The 11843-nt window shown below is 49.8% G+C and carries 5 protein-coding genes and 2 rRNA genes; 3 read left to right on the top strand and 4 right to left on the bottom strand.

Annotation, left to right across the window (positions count from 1 at the left end; genetic code table 11):
• Window positions 1-61: 61 nt before the first annotated feature.
• A complete protein-coding gene (purL, locus tag PRUTH_RS00910; RefSeq protein ID WP_151172306.1) occupies window positions 62-3946 on the bottom strand; it encodes a phosphoribosylformylglycinamidine synthase in 3885 nt (1294 codons plus the stop codon).
• A gap of 139 nt (window positions 3947-4085) precedes the next feature.
• Here purL and mltF point away from each other — a divergent pair, with 139 nt between their 5' ends.
• Window positions 4086-5546 carry a membrane-bound lytic murein transglycosylase MltF gene (gene mltF, locus PRUTH_RS00905; RefSeq protein ID WP_082079376.1) on the top strand — a complete coding sequence of 487 codons (1461 nt, stop codon included), beginning with the start codon at window positions 4086-4088 and terminating at the stop codon, window positions 5544-5546.
• A gap of 65 nt (window positions 5547-5611) precedes the next feature.
• Window positions 5612-5782, top strand: a complete 171-nt coding sequence (locus tag PRUTH_RS19090) for a hypothetical protein (protein WP_022944732.1) — start codon at window positions 5612-5614, stop codon at window positions 5780-5782.
• Here the strand turns inward: PRUTH_RS19090 and tadA are convergent.
• Window positions 5779-6288 (bottom strand): tRNA adenosine(34) deaminase TadA, encoded by a 510-nt coding sequence (tadA, locus tag PRUTH_RS00900; protein ID WP_151172305.1) that lies wholly within the window; start codon window positions 6286-6288, stop codon window positions 5779-5781. The two genes, PRUTH_RS19090 and tadA, sit on opposite strands and share 4 nt — an antisense overlap.
• A 251-nt stretch (window positions 6289-6539) precedes the next feature.
• Between tadA and PRUTH_RS00895 the strand changes: the two genes are divergently transcribed.
• The gene (locus PRUTH_RS00895) at window positions 6540-7844 is read left to right on the top strand and encodes an inosine/guanosine kinase (protein WP_022944734.1); all 1305 of its coding nucleotides are present in this window, start codon (window positions 6540-6542) and stop codon (window positions 7842-7844) included.
• A 631-nt stretch (window positions 7845-8475) separates the two neighbouring features.
• On the opposite strand, the gene rrf is transcribed toward PRUTH_RS00895, so the two are convergent.
• Window positions 8476-8590, bottom strand: a 5S ribosomal RNA gene (gene rrf / locus PRUTH_RS00890).
• A 115-nt stretch (window positions 8591-8705) separates the two neighbouring features.
• Window positions 8706-11589: ribosomal RNA gene (locus PRUTH_RS00885) — 23S ribosomal RNA — on the bottom strand.
• Window positions 11590-11843 lie beyond the last annotated feature (254 nt).

Genomic DNA, 11843 nt, shown 5'->3' with positions numbered 1-11843 from the left:
AATAAGAGCAACAAAAAAGGCTGCCAAGGCAGCCTTTTTAGATTAGATAAGCACTAGATAGTTAGCCAATGTGCTTGCGCGCGTTACGGAACATGCGCATCCATGGGCTGTCTTCTTGCCACTCATCTGGGTGCCATGAGTTCGCTACCGCGCGGAATACCCGCTCTGGGTGTGGCATCATCACCGTAGCACGACCATCTGTAGAGGTCATACCCGAGATTGCCTCTGGTGAACCATTGGGGTTCGCCGGATATTGCATAGTTGGGTTACCGTAGTTATCTACGTATTTCACCGCTACAGTCCCCGAGTTCACTGCTGTTTGAATAGCCGCCTCATTTGCAAATTCGGCACGGCCTTCACCGTGTGACACCGCAATTGGCATACGTGAACCCGCCATACCACTGAAGAACACCGATGGGCTGTCTTGTACTTCGACCAAGGTTGCACGCGCTTCAAAACGCTCGCTTTGGTTGGTCACGAAACGTGGCCAATGCTCCGTGCCAGGGATCAGCTCGCGCAATGTTGATAGCATCTGACAGCCATTACACACACCCAAGCTGAAGGTATCTTGACGCTCGAAGAAGCCTTGGAACTGCTCGCGTGCCATGTCATTAAATAGAATGGACTTCGCCCAGCCTTCACCGGCCCCGAGTACGTCACCATATGAGAAGCCACCGCACGCCACAAGGCCTTTGAATTGCTCTAGCGTTAAGCGCCCCTCTAGAATGTCACTCATGTGTACGTCAACGGCGGCAAAGCCTGCACGGTTAAATGCCGCCGCCATCTCAACGTGTGAGTTAACGCCTTGCTCACGCAAGATAGCCATTTGTGGCTTAGCGCCAGTAGCAATGTAAGGCGCGGCGACATCTTCGTTAATGTCGAAGCTCAGCTTCACGTTAAGACCTGGGTCATTGGCATCAGCTTTGGCATCATGCTCTTGGCGAGCACAGGCAGGGTTATCACGCAGAGACTGCATTTGATAAGTGGTTTCCGCCCACGCTAAACGCAGCTCGGTACGGCTATTATCCACTAGTGCATGACCACCACGGTTAATAACCAGCTGATCAGCATCGTTCAACGTACCAATTTCATGGCTTAGCGCAGCAAGACCGTTCTCGGCAAGGATGGCCTTCACCGCGTCTAGGTCATCATTACGAACCTGAATAACGGCACCCAACTCTTCGTTGAATAGGACCTCTAAATCAGACCCCGCTAACGCGTCTAGCTCTAGCGTTACGCCAGTGTGACCCGCGAAGGCCATCTCCGCAGCAGTTACGAATAAGCCACCGTCAGAGCGGTCATGGTAAGCCAGTAGTTTTTCTTCGCGTACCAGCGCTTGCATCGCCTCGAAGAAGCCTTTTAATAGTTCAGGGCTATCAACATCTGGAGTTTTGTCACCCAGCTGCTTGTAAACCTGCGCCAAGCTTGATGCCCCCATGCGGTTTTGACCAGCACCCAAGTCGATAAGCAAGAGCGTTGAATCGCCCTTATCGGTGCGCAGCTGTGGCGTGACCGTTTTACGAATGTCTTCAACACGACCAAACGCAGTGATTACCAAAGACAGCGGCGCAGTCACGGCTTTATCTTCACCATTATCTTGCCATGTGGTCTTCATCGACATTGAGTCTTTGCCTACCGGGATGGTTAAGCCCAGGGCTGGACACAGCTCTTCACCCACGGCCTTAACCGCTTCATATAAACCAGCGTCTTCACCGGGGTGCCCGGCTGCCGCCATCCAGTTTGCTGATAGCTTAATGTTATTCAATGAGCCAATATCAGCACAGGCAATATTGGTCAGAGACTCGGCGACCGCTAAACGCGCTGAAGCACCATAATTAAGCAGCGCCGCAGGTGTGCGCTCACCCATAGACATGGCCTCACCATGATAGGTGTCGTACGCAGCAGCTGTCACGGCACAGTTGGCCACCGGCACCTGCCAAGGGCCAACCATTTGGTCACGGGCAACCAAACCGGTTACGGAGCGGTCGCCAATGGTGATTAAGAAGGTTTTTTCAGCAACCGCTGGCAAGCGCAGTAGTCGTTGCACTGCGTCTTGTACGGTAATCGCGTTGGTATTAAGCGCTTCACCCTGAGCTTGCTTGGTGCTGACATCACGGTGCATTTTCGGCGCTTTACCCAATAACACATCAAGCGGCAGATCCACTGGGTTATTGTTGAAGTGCGAGTCAGAAACCCGTAAGTGACGATCTTCGGTCGCGGTACCGATGACTGCGTACTCGGCGCGCTCACGTTGACATATTTGCTCAAAACGAGCGAAGTTTTCTTCTGCTACCGCCAGCACGTAACGCTCTTGTGATTCATTACACCAAATCTCATGCGGCGCCATACCGGGCTCATCGTTTGGCACGTTACGCAATTCAAAATCGCCCCCTCGGCCGCCATCATCCACTAATTCAGGGAAGGCATTTGACAAGCCACCGGCGCCCACATCGTGGATAAAAGCAATGGGGTTGTCATCGCCTAGCTGCCAGCATTTATCGATGACTTCTTGACAGCGGCGTTCCATTTCTGGGTTTTCACGTTGTACCGAAGCAAAGTCGAGGTCTTCATTGGACTGCCCTGACGCCATAGACGAAGCCGCTCCGCCTCCCAAGCCAATATTCATTGCCGGGCCGCCCAACACAATAAGCTTCGCGCCTACCGGGATCTCGCCTTTTTGTACATGATCAGTACGAATGTTACCTAAACCACCGGCAATCATAATAGGCTTGTGATAACCGCGCACTTCCTCGCCATTGTGGCTATTAACTCGCTCTTCATAGGTACGGAAGTAACCCAGTAGGTTTGGACGACCAAACTCATTGTTAAACGCGGCGCCGCCTAGCGGGCCATCAATCATGATATCCAGCGCTTCAACAATGCGCCCTGGTTTACCGTATTCGCTCTCCCATGGTTGTTCAAAACCTGGGATGCGTAGGTTAGATACGCTAAAGCCTACCAAACCAGCTTTTGGCTTAGAGCCTCGGCCTGTAGCACCTTCATCACGGATTTCACCGCCCGAGCCCGTTGATGCACCTGAGAATGGCGAAATCGCGGTTGGGTGGTTGTGGGTTTCAACCTTCATCAAAATTTCGATGTTTTCTTGGTGATACGTGTATTCACCACTGAAATCAGGAAAGAAACGACCGGCCACTGAGCCTTTCATCACCGCTGCATTGTCTTTGTATGCAGATAATACGTTGACGCTATTTTGCTCGTAGGTGTTTTTGATCATTTTGAACAGCGACTTGGGCTGCTCTGTGCCGTCAATGGTCCAATCAGCATTAAAGATTTTGTGACGGCAATGCTCTGAGTTCGCCTGCGCGAACATAAACAATTCAATGTCGTTCGGGTTACGGCCGAGCTTTTGGAAGTTCTCTACCAGATAATCAATCTCGTCGTCTGCAAGGGCAAAGCCTTGTTCAACATTCGCTTTAGCTAGCGCCTCACGGCCTCCGCCAAGGATGTCCACCGATGACATAGCTCGCGGCTCATCGGTACGAAACAGTTTCGCGGCATCATCCATATCGCGGTGCGTTGTTTCGGTCATGCGGTCGTGTAGCAAGGCGGCCACATCGTTAAGCTGGCAAACACTCAAATCACCTTCAACATAATAGGCGATGCCGCGCTCGATACGATGTACCTGAGTTAATCCACAATTGTGAGCAATGTCGGTGGCCTTAGACGCCCATGGCGAAATTGTGCCTGGACGCGGGGTAACTAAAATGAGTGTCCCTTGGGGCTCATGTTCAGGAATATGCGGCCCATAAGTAAGCAGCTTTTCCAGCTTGCTGTGCTCGTCAGAATTCAGTGCTGCTGTGACATCAGCAAAGTGCATAAATTCGGCGTAGACGTTAGTTACAGGAAGGTTGGCTTGCTTACATTGAGTAAGCACTTTTTGAACACGAAAATCGGAAAGTGCTGGCGCACCACGCAGGATTAACATAGGTAATATCATCCGGGGTTAAGGATTGAACGACAGTTGCCGCGCATTATACTTAATTTAGTTAAAAATGCGAGTTAAAGGGCCGCTGGCAAGGACGATTGTCCGCTATTGCAGGGAATCCTTATAAGCCTCACTTTCTATGGCTAAAGTAGAGGTGACGCCAAGCCTTGGTTTTGTTATAAGTGGTGGTATCGGGGTAAAGGGGCAAGCCGTGAGATTCGTTTGGTTAATTGTGAGTATCTGGGTACTCGTAGGCTGCAGTGAGCCGCAAAAACCTAGCCAATTAGAGCGTATTCATCAAAGCAACACGTTGCGCGTGGGCACCCTGGCCGGTGCCAGCAATTATTACCAAGCCCCTCAAGGGGAGCAAGGGTTTGAATACGAACTTGCCCAAGATTTTGCTAACTACCTAGGCGTAGAGCTGGATATCGTGCCGTTCTTTAGCCTTAACGATATGTTTCAGCGCCTTGATAATGGCTCATTGGACCTGGTCGCATCGGGCATTGGCTACACTCCAAGTCGTGCCGAGCTGTACCGCTTTGGCCCCAGTTACCGCATCATTAGTCAAAAGCTGGTTTACAAACAAGGTCGAGTCCGGCCGCGCGACTTTGATGACTTAGAGGGCAACTTAACGGTACTGGCCCGCAGCAGCCACTCGCAAACTCTACATCGGTATAAAAAACAGTACCCTCAACTGAGTTGGAATGAAACCGATGAAATGGATGAAGCAGAGTTACTGCAAGCCATTATCGACGGCGATATCGACTACACCATTGCCGACTCCCACGCCTTGGCACTGTTTCGCCGTTACCACCCGAATCTGAGCATCGGCTTTTCCGTGACCCGTAATGACCCAATTGGCTGGGTACTGCGCCAAGATAACGACGACTCACTCTATGCCTTGGTAGTGGAATTTTTCGGTGAAGCGAAAGCAAACAAGCGCCTTTATGCCTTAGAAGAGAAGTACTTTGGCCACGTACGCCAGTTTAACTATGTTAACACCTTGGCATTTATTGAAGCTGTTGCCGATACCTTACCGACTTATATGCCTTGGTTTAAGCAGTATGCACAAGAGTTAGACTGGCGCTTGCTGGCTGCTCTTAGTTATCAAGAGTCAATGTGGGATCCCTTGGCAAAATCACCCACTGGGGTACGCGGTATTATGATGCTGACTTTACCAACGGCAAAACAGGTGGGCGTTACCAGTCGACTCAAACCAGAGCAGAATATTCGCGGCGGCGCCGAGTACTTGCGTTATCTTATTGAACGCATACCTGATCGTATTGCCCAACCTGACCGTACTTGGTTTGCCTTAGCGTCATATAATGTCGGCTGGGGCCATGTAAATGATGCGCGGATCCTAACCGAACGGGCCGGTGACGATAAAGACAAGTGGGCCGATGTGAAAAAATACCTACCGCTGTTGATCAAGAAACGCTATTATCGTACAACTAAATACGGTTATGCGCGCGGAGACGTAGCGGTAACTTACGTAGACAATATTCGGCGCTACTACGACACCTTGGTATGGTTAGATGAAAACGATGCTTTGGTGGCCAACAACGCTAGCGCCAAGGAAGAATCGGCCGGAACGCCATAAAACTGTCATTTAATCGTGTTTTCATTGGCAGCTCTCCCCTCTCACACTTTCAAGGAGAATACACTATGCTAAAACGCCGTAGAACGCATCGCTTTAAGCGAAATGTACTATTTTCATCGACTAATCGTCGTCGAGTAACCCGCAAAAATACCCACAATAAGATTTTGTGGCGTCGCCGCTTGTTTGCTATGCAACAAATGGAAGAACTAGAAAAGCAACGCTTGGCGGAGGCCTAACCCCCTTCCCCCAGGCGTTGCTGACGCGCCTTTTTTCTCGCCTTATGCTCTTGCCGACGTCGCTTAAAAAACGCTGATAACTTAGTTGCACACTGCTGCTCAAGCACCCCTTTGGTGACTTCAACTTGATGATTAAGCCGAGGCTCCTGCACTAGGTTCATAATAGACCCCGCAGAACCCGTTTTTAAGTCATTGGCACCAAAGACTAGCCGTGCAATGCGACTATGAACGAGTAAACCAGCACACATTGAGCATGGCTCCAGCGTGACGTACAAAGTGCTGTCAATAAGCCGATAGTTATTAAGGGCCACTCCAGCTGCACGCACCGCCATCATTTCAGCATGGGCCGACGGGTCGTTAAGGGTGATCGATTGATTCCAGCCCTCGGCAATTAGCTCACCATCTTTGACTAGTACAGCACCGACTGGGATCTCACCTAGCTGCTCGGCCTTATCGGCACAGGCTAAGGCTTTCGCCATCCAGTATTCGTCATTTAGCTCGGTCATAGGGTATCTTTTAACTACTTAGGAACAGCAATTATACCAAGCAATATCGGCAAGTGCGCGGCGAATCCTCTCGCTAACATCAGCAAATTCCCGACTATGCTTTACACTCATTATTAGAATTTTCTGAGTCTAGTATTAACACATTCTCACTATTTAGCGGATTTTATGGTTCGTACCATAGCCTGCACACCCAAAATTAAGCTATAATTCGCCGCTTTTTTTGTTCTATGGACACCGAAAACGGGTAAGTCATGAAGTTTCCTGGTCGCCGAAGACATAAACATTATTTCCCGGTGGAAGATAAAGATCCACTTACTAATCAAATCAACCCCGAATCGCGGTTGAAGCGCAGCTACATTGTAGGCATAGATCAGATCGTGGTGGATATTGAAGCCAAGGTCGATCAGGCATTCTTAGATGAATTCGGGCTGCAGCGTGGCATGTCACAGGTTATTGACAGTGACGTTACCAATGCCCTCTATGATCGGCTCAAGCTCAACGACATGGTTGATTACGAGTTTGCTGGCGGCACCGTAGGCAATACCATGCACAACTACTCAGTGCTGGCTGATGATCGTTCGGTGTTACTTGGCGTAATGAGCGAGAATATCAAAATTGGTAGTTATGCCTATCGCTTTTTATGTAACACCTCAAGCCGTGTAGACCTTAATTATCTGCAACCTGTAGATGGCCCCATAGGCCGTTGCTTTACGCTGATTGATGAAAGTGGCGAACGTACCTTCGCCATTAGCGCAGGGTTAATGAATCACTTACGCCCTGAGTCCATAGATAAGAACCTGATCCAAGAGTCATCTGCTTTGGTGATCAGTGCCTACCTTATGCGCACGCAAGGCAACGAAACAATGACCGAAGCCACTATGCAAGCGGTAAAGTACGCAAACGAAGCCGGGGTACCTGTGGTGCTGACGCTCGGCACCAAGTTTCTTATTGAGCAAGACCCTACATGGTGGGCCAACTTCGTAAATGATCATGTTGATATTCTTGCTATGAACGAAGAAGAAGGCCTAGCGATTACCGGTTTTGAAGATCCACTATTAGCGGCAGACAAAGCCCTAGAATGGGTCGACTTTGTCATTTGTACGGCCGGTGAAAAAGGTATGTTTATGGCCGGCTATGTCGACGATCAGCATAAACGTGCCACTGAGTACCCACTCCTTCCAGGTGCCATCGCTGACTTTAATCGTTATGAGTTTTCACGTGCCATGCGCAAGCAAGACTGCCAACAGCCTGTGCGTGCTTATAGCCATACCGCCCCTTTTATGGGTGGGCCGGATAGCATTAAGAACACCAATGGCGCCGGTGATTGCGCGCTAGCTGCTGTACTGCATGATATTAGCGCTAATGAGTACCACAAGTTAAATGTGCCAAACTCAGCCAAGCATGGTCAGCAAGCGATCACTTACTCTTCTTTAGCCCAGATCAGTAAGTATGCGAACCGTGCAAGTTATGAAGTGCTAGTGCAACATTCACCGCGTTTAACCCGGGGTCTACCGGAGCGCGAGGATTGCCTAGAGCAAGCCTATTGGGAACAGTAACCCTCCTATCGTTTTAACCAAGAAAGCCGCTTTTTAGCGGTTTTTTTATGCCCGTAAATCGATGTCTATATATTGTAGGTCAGGGTTTTACCCTGACTAGATGATGCAAGGCTAAAGCCTAGCCTACGGGTGTGGGGTTCTTCTGTTGTTTGGTTCTGTTGTAGGTCAGGGTTTTACCCTGACTAGGGTGAAGCAAGGCTAAAAGCCTTGCCTACAGGAAAGAGGGTTCAACGGATGTTTCGCTCTGTTGTGGGTCAGGGTTTACCCTGAATAGGTGCTGCAAGGCTGAAGCCTTGCCTACAAGTGTGGTAAAGGGTGATGCTGTGTTGTAGGTCAGGATTTTATCCTGACTAGATGTTGCAAGGCTGAAGCCTTGCCTACAGGTGTGGTTTTTTTAGTTGTTTGGTTCTGTTGTGGGTCGGGATTTATCCCGACTAGATTCTGTAAGGCTAAAGCCTTACCTACAGATATAGATATGGTGATGAATGTTTAGCTGTGTTGTGGGTCAGGGTTTACCCTGACTAGGTGATGCAAGGCTAAAAGCCTTGCCTACGGGCGATTTGGGAGAGCTCTTTTCTACACGCATAAAAAAAACCCGCTGCACTTCTGCAACGGGTCTCTCTAATTAGGAGCCTGGTGATGACCTACTTTCACATGGGCGAACCCACACTATCATCGGCGCAGTTCCGTTTCACTTCTGAGTTCGGCATGGGGTCAGGTGGGTCCAGAACGCTATTATCACCAAGCATAAACTTGGCCTAACACGGCGTGTTAGTCATTTGGAAAGCTGTATAAGTAAATCTACTTTAGTCTCTTAACTTCTGTGCTTAAACAGTCACATACAAACCACTTTGGCGTTGTATGGTTAAGCCTCACGGGTAATTAGTACAGGTTAGCTTAACGCCTTGCAGCGCTTCCACATCCTGCCTATCAACGTTGTCGTCTTCAACGGCCCTTTAGTGGAGTCGAACTCCAAGTGAGAACTCATCTCGAGGCTCGCTTCCCGCTTAGATGCTTTCAGCGGTTATCGATTCCGAACGTAGCTACCGGGCAATGCCTTTGGCAAAACAACCCGAACACCAGCGGTTCGTCCACTCCGGTCCTCTCGTACTAGGAGCAGCCCCTCTCAATTCTCAAACGCCCACGGCAGATAGGGACCGAACTGTCTCACGACGTTCTAAACCCAGCTCGCGTACCACTTTAAATGGCGAACAGCCATACCCTTGGGACCGACTTCAGCCCCAGGATGTGATGAGCCGACATCGAGGTGCCAAACACCGCCGTCGATATGAACTCTTGGGCGGTATCAGCCTGTTATCCCCGGAGTACCTTTTATCCGTTGAGCGATGGCCCTTCCATTCAGAACCACCGGATCACTATGACCTACTTTCGTACCTGCTCGACGTGTCTGTCTCGCAGTTAAGCTGGCTTCTACCATTACACTAACCGTACGATGTCCGACCGTACTTAGCCAACCTTCGTGCTCCTCCGTTACTCTTTGGGAGGAGACCGCCCCAGTCAAACTACCCACCAGGCACTGTCCGCAACCCCGATTCAGGGGCCAACGTTAGAACATCAAACATACAAGGGTGGTATTTCAAGGATGGCTCCATGATGACTGGCGTCACCACTTCAAAGCCTCCCACCTATCCTACACATGTAGGCTCAATGTTCAGTGCCAAGCTGTAGTAAAGGTTCACGGGGTCTTTCCGTCTAGCCGCGGGTACACAGCATCTTCACTGCGATTTCAATTTCACTGAGTCTCGGGTGGAGACAGCGTGGCCATGGTTACACCATTCGTGCAGGTCGGAACTTACCCGACAAGGAATTTCGCTACCTTAGGACCGTTATAGTTACGGCCGCCGTTTACCGGGGCTTCGATCAAGAGCTTCGACAAAGTCTAACCCCATCAATTAACCTTCCGGCACCGGGCAGGTGTCACACCGTATACGTCATCTCACGATTTAGCACAGTGCTGTGTTTTTAATAAACAGTCCCAGCCACCTGGTCACTGCGACCCACTTCAGCTCCAGACGCAGGTCCTTCACCTAATGTGGGCGTACCTTCTCCCGAAGTTACGGTACTATTTTGCCTAGTTCCTTCACCCGAGTTCTCTCAAGCGCCTTAGTATTCTCTACCTGACCACCTGTGTCGGTTTAGGGTACGATTCGATATAGACTGAAGCTTAGAGGCTTTTCCTGGAAGTATGGCACCAACAGCTTCCACTCCGTAGAGTGTCGTCTCGACTCTCAGCCTTAAAGAATCCCGGATTTACCTAAGATTCAAGCCTACTGCCTTTCACACGGACAACCAACGCCGTGCCTGCCTAGCCTTCTCCGTCCCCCCATCGCATCTATACCAAGTACGGGAATATTAACCCGTTTCCCATCGACTACGCCTTTCGGCCTCGCCTTAGGGGTCGACTCACCCTACCCTGATTAACATGGGATAGGAACCCTTGGTCTTCCGGCGTGCGGGTTTTTCACCCGCATTATCGTTACTCATGTCAGCATTCGCACTTGTGATATGTCCAGCATGCCTCCCGGCACACCTTCAGCCACTTACACAACGCTCCCCTACCCCGCAACTTACGTTGCAGCCGCAGCTTCGGTGGTATGTTTAGCCCCGTTACATCTTCCGCGCAGGCCGACTCGACTAGTGAGCTATTACGCTTTCTTTAAAGGGTGGCTGCTTCTAAGCCAACCTCCTAGCTGTTTTAGCCTTCCCACATCGTTTCCCACTTAACATACACTTTGGGACCTTAGCTGGCGGTCTGGGTTGTTTCCCTCTCCACGATGGACGTTAGCACCCACCGTGTGTCTCCCGGATAGTACTCATTGGTATTCGGAGTTTGCATGGGGTTGGTAAGTCGGGATGACCCCCTAGCCCAAACAGTGCTCTACCCCCAATGGTATTCGTCCGAGGCTCTACCTAAATAGATTTCGGGGAGAACCAGCTATCTCCCGGTTTGATTAGCCTTTCACTCCAAGCCACAGGTCATCCCCTAACTTTTCAACGTTAGTGGGTTCGGTCCTCCAATTGATGTTACTCAATCTTCAACCTGCCCATGGCTAGATCACCGGGTTTCGGGTCTATACCTTGCAACTCAACGCGCAGTTAACGCTCGCTTTCACTACGGCTACCCTATTCGGTTAACCTCGCTACAAAATATAAGTCGCTGACCCATTATACAAAAGGTACGCAGTCACCCTCGAAGGGCTCCTACTGCTTGTACGTACACGGTTTCAGGTTCTATTTCACTCCCCTCACAGGGGTTCTTTTCGCCTTTCCCTCACGGTACTGGTTCACTATCGGTCAGTTGGGAGTATTTAGCCTTGGAGGATGGTCCCCCCATATTCAGTCAAAGTTTCACGTGCTCCGACCTACTCGATTTCACTTATTAGACGTTGTCGTGTACGGGACTATCACCCTGTATCGTGGCACTTTCCAGAGCCTTCCACTAACATCAAATAAGCTTAAGGGCTGCTCCGATTTCGCTCGCCGCTACTTTCGGAATCTCGGTTGATTTCTTTTCCTACGGGTACTTAGATGTTTCAGTTCTCCGCGTTCGCCTCTTACACCTATGTATTCAGTGCAAGATACCTGCAAGCAGGTGGGTTTCCCCATTCGGAAATCCTGGCCTCAAGCGCTTTTTACTAGCTTGACCAGGCTTATCGCAAGTTAATACGTCCTTCATCGCCTCCAACTGCCAAGGCATCCACCGTGTACGCTTAGTCACTTAACCATACAACCCAAAGTAGTTTGAGTTGTTTGGTGTGACTGTTTAACTTCGCCAGAAGTTATAGAATACTAAAGTAGACGCACAATTAATCTGTCGATTAACTGGCATTTTCTTTACTTATTGAGAACTCTAAATCACTTAACGTGATTCAAAGTTTTTATCAGCTTTCCAAATTGTTAAAGAGCAAAATATTACCTACCCGCTTTAGCAAGTAAGTAACAATCATCTGTGTGGACACTGCGAACAAATCAGTTCTA

This window comes from Pseudoalteromonas ruthenica (assembly GCF_008808095.1).
Taxonomy (GTDB): domain Bacteria; phylum Pseudomonadota; class Gammaproteobacteria; order Enterobacterales; family Alteromonadaceae; genus Pseudoalteromonas; species Pseudoalteromonas ruthenica.
Note: the sequence above shows the minus strand (reverse complement) of the source record. Positions and strands in the feature narration are given on the sequence as shown.

Coding starts and splice junctions, on each gene's coding strand:
- purL (WP_151172306.1), bottom strand. CDS start 3,946: ATGTTAATCCTGCGTGGTGCGCCAGCACTTTCCGATTTTCGTGTTCAA.
- mltF (WP_082079376.1), top strand. CDS start 4,086: ATGGCTAAAGTAGAGGTGACGCCAAGCCTTGGTTTTGTTATAAGTGGT.
- PRUTH_RS00895 (WP_022944734.1), top strand. CDS start 6,540: ATGAAGTTTCCTGGTCGCCGAAGACATAAACATTATTTCCCGGTGGAA.
- PRUTH_RS19090 (WP_022944732.1), top strand. CDS start 5,612: ATGCTAAAACGCCGTAGAACGCATCGCTTTAAGCGAAATGTACTATTT.
- tadA (WP_151172305.1), bottom strand. CDS start 6,288: ATGACCGAGCTAAATGACGAATACTGGATGGCGAAAGCCTTAGCCTGT.